General features: G+C 39.5%; 13 protein-coding genes. 5 read left to right on the top strand and 8 right to left on the bottom strand.

Annotated elements, in window-relative coordinates; genetic code table 11:
• Window positions 1–123 precede the first annotated feature (123 nt).
• Both O2942_06230 and O2942_06225 read left to right on the top strand, forming a co-directional pair.
• A complete protein-coding gene (locus O2942_06230) occupies window positions 124–1,455 on the top strand; it encodes a pitrilysin family protein (protein MDA0781846.1) in 1,332 nt (443 codons plus the stop codon).
• Window positions 1,456–1,525: 70 nt separating this feature from the next.
• On the top strand, window positions 1,526–2,233 hold the full coding sequence (locus O2942_06225) for a phosphatase PAP2 family protein (protein MDA0781845.1): 708 nt from the start codon (window positions 1,526–1,528) through the stop codon (window positions 2,231–2,233).
• Between the two features lie 7 nt (window positions 2,234–2,240).
• Here the strand turns inward: O2942_06225 and O2942_06220 are convergent, their stop codons facing one another.
• From O2942_06220 to O2942_06190, 7 genes are all read right to left on the bottom strand, one after another.
• Complete coding sequence (locus tag O2942_06220; protein ID MDA0781844.1) at window positions 2,241–3,755, bottom strand: glycosyltransferase family 39 protein; 1,515 nt, start codon at window positions 3,753–3,755, stop codon at window positions 2,241–2,243.
• A 17-nt stretch (window positions 3,756–3,772) separates the two neighbouring features.
• Window positions 3,773–4,534, bottom strand: a complete 762-nt coding sequence (locus O2942_06215; GenBank protein ID MDA0781843.1) for a thiazole synthase — start codon at window positions 4,532–4,534, stop codon at window positions 3,773–3,775.
• A 72-nt stretch (window positions 4,535–4,606) separates the two neighbouring features.
• Window positions 4,607–5,617: an alpha/beta hydrolase gene (locus tag O2942_06210; GenBank protein MDA0781842.1), complete on the bottom strand. Its 1,011-nt coding sequence runs from the start codon at window positions 5,615–5,617 to the stop codon at window positions 4,607–4,609.
• Between the two features lie 74 nt (window positions 5,618–5,691).
• Window positions 5,692–6,264 carry a P44/Msp2 family outer membrane protein gene (locus O2942_06205; protein MDA0781841.1) on the bottom strand — a complete coding sequence of 191 codons (573 nt, stop codon included), beginning with the start codon at window positions 6,262–6,264 and terminating at the stop codon, window positions 5,692–5,694.
• 184 nt (window positions 6,265–6,448) lie between these two features.
• Window positions 6,449–8,209 carry an LD-carboxypeptidase gene (locus tag O2942_06200; protein ID MDA0781840.1) on the bottom strand — a complete coding sequence of 587 codons (1,761 nt, stop codon included), beginning with the start codon at window positions 8,207–8,209 and terminating at the stop codon, window positions 6,449–6,451.
• A complete protein-coding gene (locus O2942_06195; GenBank protein ID MDA0781839.1) occupies window positions 8,184–11,345 on the bottom strand; it encodes an efflux RND transporter permease subunit in 3,162 nt (1,053 codons plus the stop codon). Before O2942_06195 ends, O2942_06200 begins: the two co-directional genes overlap by 26 nt.
• 4 nt (window positions 11,346–11,349) lie before the next feature.
• On the bottom strand, window positions 11,350–12,423 hold the full coding sequence (locus tag O2942_06190) for an efflux RND transporter periplasmic adaptor subunit (GenBank protein ID MDA0781838.1): 1,074 nt from the start codon (window positions 12,421–12,423) through the stop codon (window positions 11,350–11,352).
• A gap of 279 nt (window positions 12,424–12,702) precedes the next feature.
• Here O2942_06190 and O2942_06185 point away from each other — a divergent pair, with 279 nt between their 5' ends.
• From O2942_06185 to O2942_06175, 3 genes are all read left to right on the top strand, one after another.
• Window positions 12,703–13,656 carry a hypothetical protein gene (locus O2942_06185; protein MDA0781837.1) on the top strand — a complete coding sequence of 318 codons (954 nt, stop codon included), beginning with the start codon at window positions 12,703–12,705 and terminating at the stop codon, window positions 13,654–13,656.
• A 161-nt stretch (window positions 13,657–13,817) separates the two neighbouring features.
• Window positions 13,818–14,690, top strand: coding sequence for a SidE phosphodiesterase domain-containing protein (locus O2942_06180; GenBank protein ID MDA0781836.1), 873 nt, complete (start codon window positions 13,818–13,820; stop codon window positions 14,688–14,690).
• Between the two features lie 67 nt (window positions 14,691–14,757).
• Entirely contained in the window at window positions 14,758–15,870 is a 1,113-nt protein-coding gene (locus O2942_06175) for an ATP phosphoribosyltransferase regulatory subunit (protein MDA0781835.1), read from the top strand.
• On the opposite strand, the gene O2942_06170 is transcribed toward O2942_06175, so the two are convergent.
• Window positions 15,867–16,433, bottom strand: a complete 567-nt coding sequence (locus tag O2942_06170; protein ID MDA0781834.1) for a hypothetical protein — start codon at window positions 16,431–16,433, stop codon at window positions 15,867–15,869. The two genes, O2942_06175 and O2942_06170, sit on opposite strands and share 4 nt — an antisense overlap.
• Window positions 16,434–16,496: the final 63 nt, after the last annotated feature.

The following is a 16,496-nucleotide window of genomic DNA, read 5'->3' as shown; positions in this document are numbered from 1 at the left end:
TGAAAACTTGTAATAACACAGATACATAAAAATTACAATAAAGTATTTCCTTTTAAAAGCTATACTGGTTTTATTTGAAAAGGTGGTTATTATACTATCGGTTATAAAAAATAAAGGACACGCATGAAAAAAATATTCAGCTTCATTATAATTATATTGCTGGGTTTTTACCCTGAAGTTTCAATAGCAAAAAGTTTCGGGGCAAAAGGTTTTACACTTGATAACGGAATGCAGGTGGTAGTTATACCAAATACAAAGGTTTCAGCCGTCTCCCATATGGTTTGGTATAAAATAGGTGCTGTTGATGAGCCGCTAAGCAAAAGCGGTATAGCACATTTTCTGGAACATCTGATGTTCAAGGGTACTCCTCGCTATGGCAAGGGCGAGTTTTCAAAAACCATAGCAAAGTCAGGAGGTGAGGATAACGCTTTTACAAGTTATGACTATACGGCGTATTTCCAGAATATCTCACGTGACAAGCTGGAACCGGTTATGGATATGGAATCAGACCGTATGGAAAACCTTATAATTGATGAAAAAGAAGTGTTGACCGAACGTGATGTTATATTAGAAGAACGCTCCGCAAGGGTAGATAACAAGCCTTCCTCGGTTATCGCAGAACAGATGCGTGCGGCATTATACAGGAATCACCCGTACGGCACTCCGCTTATCGGTTGGAGGCATGAAATTGCGGCACTTAAAACTGAAGATGCACAAAAATGGTATGACAATTATTACGCACCCAATAATGCTATTTTAGTCGTATCCGGCGATATTACCGAGGAGGAATTAAAACCGCTGGCGGAAAAATATTACGGTAAAATAAAAACAAAAAAAACTCCGGAAAGGATTACGGTTAGCGAGCCTACAGATAATTTTGCTGCTATTAATATTAGTCTTGCAGATGAAAAAGTTACCCGCTCGGAGTGGAGCAGGTATTATATTGCACCAAGCCAAAATACCGATGCAAAAGAAATGGCATATCCGCTGGTTTTACTTTCATATATTCTGGCTGAAAGTGATACGGGAAGGCTGTACCAAAATCTTGTAGTTGAACAGGAGATTGCCGTAAGCGTTTCAAGTTACTATAACGACCTTCAGCTAGGGGAATCTTTTTTCGGGGTTTATGCTATTCCGTCAGATAAAAGTGATATCGCACAGATAGAAAAAGAAATTGAAAAGCAGATTGAAAATATTAAGCAAAACGGCATAACTGAAGAAGAACTAAAAAGAGCCAAAAACGCACTGATAGCAGAAACTATATATGCAAGGGAGGATTTAAAAACTCTGGCATATCTTTACGGTCAGATGATGGCAACAGGCGTTGGAATGGAATATGCCGATAACTGGGAAAAAAATATTGATAAAGTTACCGCAAAGCAGGTTCAGGAAGCAGCTAGGGAAGTTTTGCAAATTGACAGATCGGTTACCGGTTATCTGACACCGAAGGGGTAATTTTTGATATTAAGTGTTTTGCAAACAATAATTAAGAAAATATAACTTTGAGGCTATCAAAGAAATGAAAATGACAAAATATCAGATATTATACTTAGTCATATTCTCTGTAATAGCAGCGTTATTTTTGTATTATCCGCAATTAGACCTTTATGTTTCAGGTTTGTTTTTCCGTGAAAAAGTAACCATGATAAGTGATGAGCCTATGGTGTTTGGCTTTTTCTTGGGTAAAAATCCCATATTTGCATTTTTACGTGAATCGGTAAAGTATGTAACTATCTGCATAGCGGTTTTTTTATTTTTCATGCTAGGTTTGAACTATTTAAAAAAATCTGACATTCTTGGTTTTACAAAAAAAAAGATAGCTTACCTTATATTATGCTTAGCAATCGGTCCCGGACTGGTGGTAAATGCCATATTCAAGGATAACTGGGGCAGAGCACGACCGCATCAGGTAGAAAATTTTGGCGGGAAGAAAGAATTTACGCCTCCTCTTATAATAACCGACCAGTGCGAAAGAAACTGTTCATTTACATCGGGTGACCCTTCCGTAGGCTTCTTCTTTTTCTCATTTGCGTTTGCATTTCCAAAAAAGCGAAAGCAATTTTCTATTCTTGCAACTATGCTGGGTAGTGTTTATGGGGCTACCAGAATAGTGCAGGGTGCGCACTTCTTAAGCGATGTTATTTTCTCAGGATTATTTGTCCTTGGAATGTGCTATATATTGCATAAGTTGATGTTTAGTGAGGAAAAAGAGAAGATTGAAAAAAGCCCCTGAAATAAATTCAGGGTGATATTTCATTATTTTCAGTATCATATCCCTTAAAGCCCTTCAGGTAGTAAAAATAAAAATCTATATCAAAATCTTCATAAAGGGGAATGTGTACGTTGCCTACTCTTTCTACCGATTCAAAATAATTATCCATTTTGTCAGCGGAGTTATTAGCAGTTATATATAAAAAGTCTTTTGTTTTAGCTTCCCTAATGTCGGTGGTAACTTCAAAATGGTCGCCACGGTTGCCTGTCGGGTTCCATTTAACGGCATCATACGCACGTGGTCTTGCATAATATAGCAATTCCGAATGAATCTTGCGGGAGTCGGTAAGAACGGTAGCGTCAGGGTATGAGTCTAATAATACTATCACGCCCTGACCGAGTTCTTCCCAGCCATGCACACGCTTGAACGGGTCTTTTATGAATAATTTCCCGTTCGCTATTTTTGTCTTACTGCCTGCTATTTCAATATTGGGAATATTATCTAATTTATAAAAATTAGTAAGCAGCCCTGCGGCAATGATGTGAATTGCAAATGATGCTATAATCAGTTTTTTCCTATTGTTTTGCAGGAGGTAAGCACACACCAGAACCGTTGCCGGAACATATATGGGAGCCGCCCAGTTGGCATGAGCTCTTGATAACAGACTAACGGTAGTTATCACAAGTAAAAGGGGAAGAGTAAAACATAAAAGCAGTTTTGTTTCGTCATCGGTCTTACAGCTTTTTATCACTTTAAATAATATGAATAACAAAGTTCCGAAAAATATAGGACCGAACACCCCGAACTGCGACCCTAAAAATTCAAACATCTTATCAAAGTGCAGAGAAAAACCTTCACCTTGGGCGTTGTCTTTTGTGTGTAGGAAGCTAACAAGACCGTTGTTGAAATTCCAGATAACATTGGGCAGAAATATCAAGCCGGCAATAACACATGCCGTCCAAAAACCTTTGTCTTTTAGATGCTTCCTGTTATCCGGTGACAAGAACATATACAGCATTGCGGATAATAAAAATAACAGCATGTTATATTTGCTCATCATGCCAAAACCTGCCGTAATTCCGGCAAGTATCCAGTGTTTGTAGCTTTCCTCTTTAACGGCTTTTATAAAGAATAATAGTGATAACGCATAAAAGGTAAGTAGTGGCGGATCGGTTGATATCAGGGCTGAGGAGACCGAAACGGCAGGCAAAGTTGCGTAAGCAAGACCGCTAAAAAGTGCCGCTTTTTCGTCCTTATATAATTCCTGTGCGATAAAATATATAGTGACCGAGGTAATAAAATGCAGCAAAGGTGAGGCAAGCCTTACGCACCCCTCGGTATCGCCGCATATGCCTGTGGTAAGTGATATAAGCCATGCCACCATTGGTGGTTTGGAATAATAGCCCCAGTCAAATGTTTGTGCCCAATACCAGTATTGTGCCTCGTCAAAAAACAGGTTGAACTCTTCTAGCGACAGATAATATATCCTATAAGCCGTAATTGCGGCAGCGAGTATGAAAAATATCTTTATTTCTCTTGTCATAGGCATTTATCGTGTTTCTATATAATTCCGACTTCAGGGGAGGACGCAACAGCATATTCCTTTTTTGCCATTCTGCCGGCTAAATATGCAAGCCTTCCTGCTTCTACCGCTTTTTTCATTGCTTTTGCCATCAACACAGAGTTGTCGGCATCGGATATTGCCGTGTTCATTAATACGCCGTCACAGCCCAATTCCATAGCGATAGCCGCATCGGAGGCTGTGCCGACTCCTGCATCTACCAATACGGGTATTGATGCGTTTTGTACAATTATCCTTATGTTAAGAGGGTTTTGTATGCCAAGACCCGACCCTATAGGAGCGGCAAGGGGCATGATAGCCACACAGCCAAGCTCTTCGAGTTTTTTTGCGTAGATAGGGTCATCATTGCAATATACCATTATTTCAAAGCCCTCTTCTACCAGAGTTTTAGCCGCTTTTAATGTTTCTTCCATGTCGGGGTATAGGGTGGTTTTATCTCCTATAACTTCCAGCTTCACGAGATTTCCGCCGCCTGCCGCCTTGGCAAGGCGTAGTGTTCTTACAGCCTCATCGGCGGTATAACAGCCTGCCGAGTTCGGAAGATATGTGAATTCCGATTTAGGTAAATAATCCTGAATGCTTTTTTGTTCCGCTACATCAATACGGCGTACCGCAACGGTTATTATTTCTGCTCCGCTTGCACGTATAGCGTCCCTTGTTTCCTCCAGTGAAGCATATTTTCCTGTTCCGACCAAAAGGCGCGAGTTAAATTCTTTACCTGCGATTATAAATTTGTCCATAGTGATTTCTTTCGTATTTTTATGTATTTTGAAAGCACTATAGCAAAAATATATTTTTTATAAACAATACATTTATAATATTTTATATTCGGCATTTGAACCTGACTGCTTATTATCCCTTTCCCTTTCTAATCGTTCGGTATGAAGGTTTGTCTTTTTACAAAAAAATGAAGTAAACATAGAACCGAAAACTAAAGCCGCTGTAGTTCCTGCGGCAATTGAGGTTATAAGACCTATATCCGGTCTGTTTGAACTTGCCGAAGAAGATGCCTCAGGTAAAGACGGCTGTGCGGTAAATGAAGGATTAGAAGAAGTACCGTATGTGAATGAAGATGGAGATATGGAAGGGTAGGATTGATTTTCAATTATATCCCGTATCTTTGCGGTTTGCTCTTTTTGCCAACTATGCGGGCGTAGGTTAGAAGGCAAATCTTTCGTGTGCCTGACGATGGTATTATCGTTGCAGTTATTATATTGTGCGGTTGTTTTTGAACCTTCGTCTATTACTTGACGATCCGACATATCGCAACCGTTATATATTGCAGCATTATTCGTCAACTCATTTTGAGAGACAACATTGCCGACTGCGGGTAATGCACTTGTACCGCCTTCTACAGGAACTATCGCATCACCCCTATAGTGGTATAAGTAAATATTTGAACCGTGTTCGGGATTGCACCCTTCGTAATCATAAGAGGTAGAGACCGCAAATATATTATCGGTAGAAAATCCGTTGTCGCAAAATAGCTCTAATGCCGTAGCGCCTCCCATTGAGTGACCGACAATATGTGTTTTATCAATATTGTAATCGGTGTTTATTTTTTCATTTAGCTTTTTTAGAAGGTTAATAGATTCGTCCTGCCAAGCCTTGTTTAGAGCAGACGGGATTATAACAAGCGAATTTGTAGATGCAGATTCAGGGCATATTTGTGTAGATTCGCTAAAAGATTCGGCATCTCCTCCTAGCCCGTGTAATGCATAAACCAAATCAACAGGTTTTGAGGTGTCGAGATTCTCCGGTTCACAAAAAATATAATTAAGTTCTTTATCGCTATCTTTAAAGAATCGTTCGGACTTTTTCATGCTAATATAATTAATTAAGTTAATTTTTTATGTAAATTAATCTTATATATCACTTTTAGCAAAAATATATTTTTTTAGAAAGTGTATTTTATGATTGCTGAAACAGCGTGGTTTCCGTCATTTTCTAAGTTATCCTGCTTTAAGTGCAGGTCGTTGCCGGCTTCCTGACCTGCCACCCTGTCAATATAGCTATAACCTAGCTGGAATTTAAATGAAGGCAGATTAGGCGATGTGTAGCTCATGCCTGTGATAACCTGATAAGATGGTGACGTTTCCGATTCGTCTTTATTATCATCGGTGCTTGAAATGTGCATAACACCGATACCGGCTCCCACATAAGCATTAACACCGTTTTTCTTCTTTATGTCATATACAAAATTAGACATCACTTTTGTTTTGTGATAGCTGTTATTTTCATATATTGCCTTGTTGTGAGATAGCTGCTGCTCAATGCGTGCGTTTTTTAAAACGCTATCCGCCGATAGAAGCCTGTAACCGAACGAAACATTATTGTTTTCAAGGATATCTTCTCTTGAATCTAAATATACGTCATCAATAACGGATTGCTCAATAGCATTAGCGTTTGAACTAAAAGCCGTTAAAGAAACCAATAAACTTGCAAAAACTAACTGTTTTCTACTTTTCATTCCCATGAACTCCTACTTGGAGTTAAAAATTATATGCATTTTTCAACCTTGCAACAACCAACATAACATATCTATTACACGCTTGTCAAATACTTTATTTAGCAACGGGTTAGGGAGTGTTCGATAAATATAGATTTTATATAAATCGCATTGTAGTCTTTATTATAGCAGACGTGCAAAGCTATTATAGATTTATACCGTTTTGAGGAGTGTTGTGTTCTCGTCTTTTAGTTTCGCTTTTTGCCTTTGATTGAACTTCAGTTCCGTTATCGTCATAGCTCGGTTTAGCTCCCTCACCTTTTAGAAGCTTAGAGATTTCCAATAGCTCCCGCTGATGTTTTTCAGACATACTCATTAATTCTTCCGGTACTTGCTTTAAGTTTTCTTTGCCGAGCTGTAATTGTTCCTGCATTTTTAAATCACTTTCTTTAACTTCTCTAATAATTCTATCCGGGAATTGAATTTGTGGCGAACTAATCTTCTTGTCCCTCGGTTCACCGATCCCTTGAGATATTTTATCAGTTATTTGCTTCTGAACGCTTTCATCAACACCCACCTGATCGAAAATATCTTTAGGCTGTAAACCGCTATACTTTATCATTACGGCAGCCATTTCAGGTTCTGACATTATAAATTCCCTTGCTTGTTCGGGGGAGCTTTTTAATGTTTCAACAAATTTTGCAGGAGTATATTTATATCCTATTTCCTCTAATTTTTCCTGTAGCTTTTCTTTTGAAGGATTAATAAGCAAAGTGGCTTCTGTTTCAGAGGAACCGGGAAGAAGAACGCTAGCAACATTAAGCGGAATAGGTCGCCTTTGATACCGAGTCCCGCCATGACCGAACGGCAGACCCTCATAAACATTTATGCCTTCATCTGATGCTCTATCGGTGAATCTTTGAAACTCATCACTTTTTTTATCGAATAGAACGTTACCTAAAATGATGTTTTTTTTATTACCGAAAATCTTATCAAATGAATCTTGTTCCCGATCTTCGGCTCGTTGGCTGACATCCCCTGCTAATTTTTTAGCCTGTCCATGCATTTCAACAATAACCGTGTCAGAGTTTTTATCATTGCTTAAAGGCAAATCATAATCGCCTGCCCGATTAATAACATTGAGCGTTCCTCCACTCATATTAACTAGTTGAGGCTTTGTTGGGGTTTTATTTTTTTCACCGGCTTTAAGTGTGTACTCAGCATCAACTTCCTCACCATTTCGAGTCTTTTGTATAGTTGAGAATAACTCGTTTATCCGTCCTCTATTTCTATCGGTAAATAATCTATCTCCAAATACACGTGAGCCGAACTCTTGAATGCCCTTCATCGAATGATTTGTTGAGTGTATTAAAGCATTCTGGACATGCCCGACATCACTCATACCAACTATTACCGCCGGATTTTCAGGTAATTTATCAGGAAGGAACGATAACATTTCCGGTGCTCCGCTTCCTCCGTCAACCGGCCATATAACATCTACTTCACCACGACTTGCAGCTTCAACTTCTTCTTTTAATATTTGTGACTTTTTATAAGTATCCTCTAGATAATCTTTTAACGGTACAAATTCATTATTACCTAACCTTTGTAGCCGTTCGTCCTCAACATTAGTAGAGCTTCCGTCCTTTTTTTTCATTTTTTTAAATGCGGCAGAGTAGTCGAGATAATCCTTCTCAAAATCTTTTTGAGTCGCTTCTCTTTCTTCATCTGTTGAGGTTGGTTCGGATTTGAAATATTCCCCCTTGATTTTCTGAAATACCGATGCAATGTCGTATTTATCACGTTCTTCTTTTGTGTCAAGACCGCGTGTTTTAATACGCACACCGAATCCTGATTCTTCAAAAAAAGCGGCAGCACCTTGTATTTGGTCACTTGGTGCATACCAAGATGTTGTAACTATTGATATTATAAGTTTATCTTTATACTCTTGTTCTAATCTTTTCATTTTTTGACTTTGGCTTCTTTTTCGTTGCCTCAGGTTTTTTATAAAAGAATCTGTCTCCTATTATAAGCAAACTTGGGGTAAAAAACAACGTCAAAATTGTAGCAAAAGTGAGACCTCCGGCTATTGATGTTGAAAGCTGTCTCCACCATTGGCTTGAAGGTGCTCCGATAGTAACCTCCCTTGTGATGAAATCTATATTTAGTGCCAGTACCATCGGTATCAATCCCAGAACCGTTGTGCCAGCCGTTAAAAGAATAGGACGCAGGCGTTGTATTCCTGTCCGTAGGACTGCTTCCCTTGGCTCCATACCTTCCGCTTTCAGCTTCTGATACGTATCTATGAATATGATATTATTGTTGACCACAATACCTGAAAGGGAAATTACCCCGACACCGCACATTACTATACCGAAAGGCTGCCCTGTAACTATCAGGCCCAGCAATACACCTACGGTAGATAAAAATACGGCACTTAATATAATCAGCATATAATATATACTGTTAAACTGCGTTACCAATATCAGTGCCATACAAAACAGGGCAAGTATAAACGCATTAGATAAGAATTGCTGTGCTTCGTTTTGTTGTTCCTCATCGCCTTTGAAGCGTACCGAGATATCGGGGTTTTGCTCCATTTGGGCAAGCATTTCTTTGGCTTCCTTAACTTTGGTATCGGCAAGGACACCTTCTGCCACGTCAGCCTTGATAGTCATATTACGCATACCGTTTATTCTGTATATCGTATCTACCTTTGGCTGTGCCTTGCGTGTTACGAAATTTGATATGGGAACCAATCCTGCCTCGGTTGCTACCTTTAAATCATCAAGGGCGGTAAGGTTACGCTTTTCTTCCGGAAAGCGTATAAGGATATCAACATCTTCATCAGAATCGTCAGGGCGGTAAGAGGTCATTTTAAGCCCGTTAGTTATAAACTTGATGAAATTACCCAGTATATTTACATCTGCCCCGAACTTTGCCGCCATCGACCTGTCTATATCCATATTCCATTCAATACCCGGTATGGGTCTTGTGTCCTCAATATCAACCAAGCCTTCAATATTGCTCATTAAATCAAGTATTTTGGTAACGGCAGGTTCAAGCAATTCCGGTTTTCGGGAGGATATTATCAGTTCTATCGGTTTTGCAGCACCCGGACCTGCCTGTTCGTCCTGTGCACTTATTATTATACCTGCCATGCCTTCTGTGCGTTTTTTTATCTCCTCCACTATCTTATGGGCTTTGGGGCGTTTGTTCCAGTCATCATATTCTATATTGACAATTCCGACTGCGTCCTCAGGTATGCCCTTGCCGCCCTCCATAGCACCGGATTTTGCGTAAAATACCCTTATGCCCTCAACGTCAAATATCCGTTCTTCCACCTTTCTGACTAACGCGTCTTTTTCCTGTACGGAGAGGTTGCCGCGAGCCCTTATCTGAATCTGCGATGTTTCAGGCTCTATTTCGGGGAAAAATTCTACACCCGTACCGAATTTGGCATAATATACATATACACTGCATAGTATCAGGAATATAAACAGGGCAAATATTCCTGCATGGTTTACAACCGCCTTTAGTAATTTGTAATAAACTGATGCGGAGCCTTTTAGTTTTTCAAGGTCGCCTTTTTCGGTTAACTCGATATTTTCAATAACCTTCTGTGAGGGTTTGTGTTTGAAAGGCAATATACACCCTATAGTAGGAATAAAAATTATCGCCATTAATAATGAGCCTGTAAGAGTGGCTATCAAAGTAATAGGCATATATTGCATGAACTGCCCGACTATCCCCGGCCAGAACAATAACGGCATGAACACTACTAAAGTAGTGGCGGTGGAGGCTATGATAGGCCATTTCATATATTTTGCCGCTTCGGTATAAGCCTCTTTTTTGCTTTTCCCTTCGGTCATTTTACGGTCTGCCATCTCGCATGTGATGATAGCCGAATCCACAAGCATACCGATAGATAATATAAGGCTGAACAACACAACTATATTGACGGTTAGCCCGATAGAATCAATAAACAGAACTCCAAGTAAGAACGCCCCCGGAATTGCTATAGTTACAAGTGTTGCCGAACGCAGCCCCACAAAGTAAATAATTACTATCATGACCAGTAAAATTGCCATGATTATATTATTCTCAAGGTCTTTGAGCATATTGATTATAGTACCTGACTTATCCCCTGAATAAGTAATGTCAATATGTTCAGGCCAGAACTGTTTTTCAAATGCAACACGCTCCTTGACCTGAGTTATAGTTTCGATGACATTTGTTCCTGTACGTTTTGAAACTTCAAGTACAAGAGATTTTTTACCATTTGCTCGGGCAAAGCCTGTAGGATCCTTGAAAGTTTTTTTAATTTTTGCGATATCACGAACAGTTATAACAGAATCGCCGTTTACTTTTACAGGAAGCGATAAAATATCGCTTAACCCCTCTAATAAACCTGGGACTTTAACTGAATAACGCCCGTTACCGTTATCAAGCGCACCGGCCGCTATCAACCTGTTAAAACCGTTTGCTACCTGATTCATCTCTGCCAGCGTTATACGGTAGCTTTCTATCATTATCGGGTCTATCTCAATCTCAACTGCTTCTTCCCTGTCGCCTGCTATATTGACATCAAGGACATTAGGCAGTTCTTCAATCTTATCGCGTAGGTTACGGGCTATGGTAACTAAAGTGCGTTCAGGTATGTCACCGCCGATAATCACGTTTATCACGGGGAACAGGCTTAAATTTATTTCTTTTACATCAGGTTCATCTGTATCTGTCGGCAGCTCTGTTTTTGCAAGATCAACTTTCTCACGTACATCGTTCAATGCTTTTTCGCTATCAAAACCGGCGTTGAACTCCAATGTGACAGATGCACGCCCCTCGGTTGCGTAAGCAGTCATTTCCTTTACACCCTCTATGGAACGCAGTTCCTTTTCCATCGGCTTTATAAGTAAACGCTCTGCATCTTCAGGCGATATGCCCTCATGGGTCATTGTCGTTATGATAAACGGTATGCGTACGTCAGGGTCTTGCTCTTTGGGTATAGACCTGTATGAAGATGTGCCGACGGCAAATACTAACAGCAATATCAGTATTATCGTGCGGTATCTGTTTATACATGCGTCAATGAAAGTGTCCATCTTTTTACTCAGCCACTACCGCTTTATCGCCAACCCTTAAAAATTCCTGACCTGCGGTTATTATTTTAGTGTTATCGGGTATGCCTGTTATCCACACCCCTTCTTTAGACTCTTTAATTATATTTATAGGATAAAATTCCACTCTGCTTTCATGGGATAGTGTTTTTAAGCCTATCTCTCCGGACTCATCAAGAGTGAAAAAAGAAGGCTTGATAAGATGGGCTTTTATTTGTTTTACAGGAATTATAATCCCCGTAGTCATGCCCTCAAAAAAATCATAGCCGTCATTTATTATTTCTACCTCAACCCTAAAAGTTCTTGTAGAGGCTTCGGCAACCTTGCTTATGTAACTAACAAACCCGACCGTTTCTATTCCGCTTACGGTTTTTATCGTTGCGTTATTGCCTATTTTTATACCGGTTATTTTATTTTCAGGTATCTGTACAACGGCAAGTATCTTCGAATCATCGATAACGGTAGCAACCTGCTCACCGGACTGATGGAGATAATCACCTTCTTCAACATGCAACTCCTGAACTATACCGTTAAAAGGCGCTTTTATAGAAATATCATCATAATCGGTCTGGGTTTTATAAAGGTTCGCTACGGCAGATTGCAGGTTTGCGTAGCTTTCCGATAATTTTGTTTTGGACTGGTGACCCGAATTTTTTAATGACTTTGCCACATCATATTCAAGTTGGCGTTGTGCTAATAGTGCTTCGGCACTTTGCAGGATTTTTTTCCTGTCTTCGACTTCTAAGGATAAAATTATATCACCTTCTTTAACTCTTCCGCCTTCTAATACCGATATTTTCTCGACTTTGCCGTGTGTCTGCGATCTTATATTTACCCTGCGGTATGACTGGGTAGTGCCGTATAGCTGAACTTCTTGCCAGATGTTTTTTGCTACCGACTTTGTTATACCGACCTTCGGTGCGGTAGATGTTGTTTTTTGAGCGGTTGCAGTACCGCCGTCTTCAGGCTTGTTTGCCATGCTCGGAAAAAAGCCTGAGCCTATCCACAAAAAGACTGCCGCAAATATTAATATGGCTATAAATTTTGAGGAAATATGCGGCATAGGACTATATATCGGGGATAAGTGATTATATGCAACGCAACCTAGCATATTTAAGTAGTTCTTACAAGAAAAGCTTGAGATTTGGCATAAAAATTACAAAAATTTAAGGCTGTTAACATAAAACTCCGATGAAACACAATTAAGTATGGTTATACTCAGGTTTATAACAATTATTTAAGGATATTTTTAGCATTGCGTGAGATTTTTGTAATTTATTTAATAAAATATTAACTAAATTATGTATATAATATTAGTAATAAATTAATAATTAATTGAAAAATGCCTGAAGAAAATAAGCCGTTATTTAAGATTGATAGTGATAAGTTGGCAAGACAATTAAACGGATTTGCGACAACGACATTTAATGCAAATCCAAGTCTGTTAGCCGTAAGGGATAGTTTTGCAGAGGCAGCATTGGCTTCAAGTTCGGAATATCCTAAAATGCAAAAGAATGAGGACGGAACTGTTCTGTATCGGGGTGCTGCAAGAGGAGCAACTGGAAGAGAGGACGACAGGGCTTATAATGACGGCTGGATACCTCCGGTATTCTCGGGTCAGGAACCATGGCAGGCAAAAAGCGACTCACTTTTTTCTCAGTTAACGGGTCTATATTTAAATACTGCGTATGTTAACGACACAGCCGTCAGATCAAGCCAAAGAGGAGATTCCGGCAATATGATGGGGGCGACAGGCGGCTTGATTTCTGCATCGTATCACCCCGATAAAGCCGCAACTTATGCCGGCAAAAGTGATGATGGAAGAGTATATGCAATATACCCTGATAAATATGTTGATACGTCTTATCACAATGATAAAGAGTCATACGACCCTAAATCAAGTGAATATGAGGCGGCTCCACTGAGTGCACCGGGTTCTAGCGTAGCATTTTCATTTAAACCCGACTGGAATGATGATGGAGAACTTAAGGCTACCGACCTGACCGTAAATCCTTATGCAAGCAAGGATACTCTTAGTAAGGTAATTATAGATAGAAAAATGGTGGAAGCTCTTAGTCCGGACGGACTAAGAGCCCTGAAAGATGCAGGTGTTAGAATGGACTCCGATAAAGACAGATCCGAAGAATACGAGTCAAGGTTTGCCGATACAAAACAACAACAAGCATCAAGGGTTGAAGAAAGAAAAGGGAAATGGCAAAAACGCATTGACGATCAGCGTATTCAGTCATTAGACCGTGCTATCAATGATTTTGAAAAGAATTTTGGTCCGAGTTAAAACTACTTCGACAAATAATTACAAAAACATCTAATCTTAAAAGATAAAGAAGTTCATAATGTTCAATTGTCGGTGATTAGATTGTAAAATCAAGCATGTTATGTTAAAATACTACTCAAATAGATACGATTGTTATCAAAATATTACTTTGGAGGTGTGTATTGAAGGAATTTGCCAAACAGATATTTGAAAATTTTTATCATTTGACCGATGATACAAAAAAAGAATATGGCACGGAAAGAAATCACACTGCTGTGTTGAACGAGGGTGTATTAAGCTCGGCACAAAGACCTGTTCGCCATGGTCCTTTACACGTAAGTCGTGTAGCATATTACATACCTGTCCTTACAAACTATCTGGTTTCTAAAGGAGACGCAGAGGCAAGAGAACTCTCTCAAGAAGAGGTTACGGCGATGCAGGTTGCAGGTTTATTGCATGATTCCGGACGTAAGTCCGATCTTACGGGAGATGCTCCTTACACTAAAAGTGAGATAAGGAGTGTAAGCAACTGTATGTATTTTATGAAGGCAAATGATATTATAGGTCTTGAAAAAGCCTTTCAGATATGCCATGCTGCTTCATCTATGGAACATGGAGGTCCGGAAATTTATAAAAAAGTAATAAAATCTGCTGATTCGCTAGACGTTTTAAGAGCTGATGATTTTGATTTTAATCCGCATAAAATGCGTATTTATCACGAATCTTCTTTAAAAGAAAGGCAAGAACTTAATCGGATAATAGATGAGATTAAGCAAAGAATGGTGGAGCAGGGCGACTCGCCGAAAGATTTTAAAAGCCTGTCAAAAAGCGGAAAAATAATCAAAGGAAGCTTTGATACCGAAAAAAGAGACGCACTCCAACAAGGTGACATATACACAAATATAGAAAACTCAATGAATCAAAGCCATGTACTCGGTAGTCTATATAATCAGGGTAAGTTATTACCCGTAAGAAAATCAGAACAAGTCAAGTTTAGTAGTTATGCCGAAATGGTTGCTGCTAAAGCTCAGTCACAAGGTTTGCATAACCTTTAAAATAATAAATTGAAAAAAGTAACAAATTTCTTATAGTGTCTTTAATTGACTAAAGTTGAGAAATAAAATGAATAAAGCATTATTGCCTACAGGGCTGCATGATTTGTTATTCCCGAAAGCCGGAGCGCAAATAAATATAGTGGCAAAGATATCAAAGCATGTTGAAGGTTTCGGTTACCAGAAAGTATCTCCGCCGGCTATTGAATATGAAGATAGCCTTTTCGCAGGTGCCGGACGCTTTTTAAAGAAAAACACGTTCCGCTTTATGGATCCGCAATCAGATAAGATGATGGGTGTGCGTTCCGATATGACCGTTCAGATAGCCAGAATAGCCGCAACAAGGCTGGTTAATACACCAAAGCCGCTAAGGCTCTCATATGCAGGTGACGTATTCAGGGTAAAAGGTGACGGTCTGCACGCAGAACGCCAATTCACACAGACGGGCATAGAACTTATAGGCGTTGATAACGCCTATGCCGATGCGGAGGTTGTAATTGTGGCTCTGGGAGCATTAAAAGCCGCCGGTGTTAAAAGGCTGTGCATAGATTTTAATTTGCCCGATTTGGCGGGGATAGTCCTTAAAGAACTCGGCTTTAAAAAAGAAGATCGTAAGCCGCTTTTTTCGGCAATAAAAAGGAAAGATGAAACTGCTATCAACAATCTGGCAGGCGAAGGAGCCGAGTTGATATTAAAACTCATAAATTACAATATCATGAGTGAGGATATCTCTAATATAGCAGTCCCTGATTCTGCAAAGGTGCTGTTTTACCGCCTTGTAGAAGTTATCAATATAGTTAAGGACAAGTTGCCTGACGTTCAGATATCCACAGACCCCCTTGGAGCCGGACAGTTTAGCTATCACTCGGGAATAGGGTTTTCTATTTTTGCTAAAGGAGCCAAGGCAGAACTCGGGCGTGGCGGAAGGTATAAGATAGATGAAGACGGTAGCGGTATCGGTGCGACTTTATATGTGAACGAGTTGTTCAGGTTATTGCCTCGCCCTGTCGCTAAAGAGAAGGTTTTGATACCCTTTGATACGGGTGCGGCAAAAATTGAGAGCCTGCAAAAAGAAGGTTATGTTATAATCCATTCACTTGAACATGGTGAGGATATGAAAAAAACAGCACAATATCTGGGCTGTTCCTGTTACTTGGAAGGTAAGCAACTAAAAACGGTCTAGCTAAAAAAACGCCCCAAAAACCCTTTGCCGTTTTGTTCTTGCTGACGGTTTAATAGTTCTTCGTATGACTTGCTTCTTTTTAGCTCATGCTTTTGTACGAATACGAAGTTTAAGCTGTCTGTTGATATATAATCGTTATTGCCGGATTTGCCGACGACTTTAGAGCTAGGGTTAACACTGCTATCTATCCGTTCTAACAACTCTCCTATATCGGCTGATTTTTGCAGATCTATTTTTATAACGGAATCGGCTTGCAAATCTTCATTGGATTGTTGTCTTGAAGGCGGTTTGCTTGAAGCACTTTCATAACCTTCTAAAATTAATCGACCGCGACCTTCAAATTCATCTAATACATCATGCAAGTCATCTGTTTGTATTGAATCGCTAAGTTCGCTCAAGGAAGTTGAGGATATGGACTGTAAAACTTTCCGACCATCGATACTTTTGTTGTCATGATTGTTTTGGAAATTAAGTTTTGATTCTGGCTGACTTCGCCTTTTATCCTCACGTTTTTGTTTGGTTCTGTTCTTTCCGCTATAGGCTTTTGGCTTGTTATTTCCCATACCGCCCCTCCAAAACAATGACATTGTTGTTTAATTTTAGAATAATTGTAATATTTTTCTTTT

Source organism: Pseudomonadota bacterium (genome assembly GCA_027620075.1).
Taxonomy (GTDB): Bacteria; Pseudomonadota; Alphaproteobacteria; order Rickettsiales; family UBA6187; genus 1-14-0-20-39-49.
This window is presented reverse-complemented; position numbering and strand designations above follow the sequence as displayed.

What these genes read in the sequence shown, in the direction of transcription:
- O2942_06230 (MDA0781846.1), top strand. Translation starts at nt 124, where the DNA reads ATGAAAAAAATATTCAGCTTCATTATAATTATATTGCTGGGTTTTTAC.
- O2942_06225 (MDA0781845.1), top strand. Translation starts at nt 1,526, where the DNA reads ATGACAAAATATCAGATATTATACTTAGTCATATTCTCTGTAATAGCA.
- O2942_06220 (MDA0781844.1), bottom strand. Translation starts at nt 3,755, where the DNA reads ATGACAAGAGAAATAAAGATATTTTTCATACTCGCTGCCGCAATTACG.
- O2942_06215 (MDA0781843.1), bottom strand. Translation starts at nt 4,534, where the DNA reads ATGGACAAATTTATAATCGCAGGTAAAGAATTTAACTCGCGCCTTTTG.
- O2942_06210 (MDA0781842.1), bottom strand. Translation starts at nt 5,617, where the DNA reads ATGAAAAAGTCCGAACGATTCTTTAAAGATAGCGATAAAGAACTTAAT.
- O2942_06205 (MDA0781841.1), bottom strand. Translation starts at nt 6,264, where the DNA reads ATGAAAAGTAGAAAACAGTTAGTTTTTGCAAGTTTATTGGTTTCTTTA.
- O2942_06200 (MDA0781840.1), bottom strand. Translation starts at nt 8,209, where the DNA reads ATGAAAAGATTAGAACAAGAGTATAAAGATAAACTTATAATATCAATA.
- O2942_06195 (MDA0781839.1), bottom strand. Translation starts at nt 11,345, where the DNA reads ATGGACACTTTCATTGACGCATGTATAAACAGATACCGCACGATAATA.
- O2942_06190 (MDA0781838.1), bottom strand. Translation starts at nt 12,423, where the DNA reads ATGCCGCATATTTCCTCAAAATTTATAGCCATATTAATATTTGCGGCA.
- O2942_06185 (MDA0781837.1), top strand. Translation starts at nt 12,703, where the DNA reads ATGCCTGAAGAAAATAAGCCGTTATTTAAGATTGATAGTGATAAGTTG.
- O2942_06175 (MDA0781835.1), top strand. Translation starts at nt 14,758, where the DNA reads ATGAATAAAGCATTATTGCCTACAGGGCTGCATGATTTGTTATTCCCG.
- O2942_06170 (MDA0781834.1), bottom strand. Translation starts at nt 16,433, where the DNA reads ATGGGAAATAACAAGCCAAAAGCCTATAGCGGAAAGAACAGAACCAAA.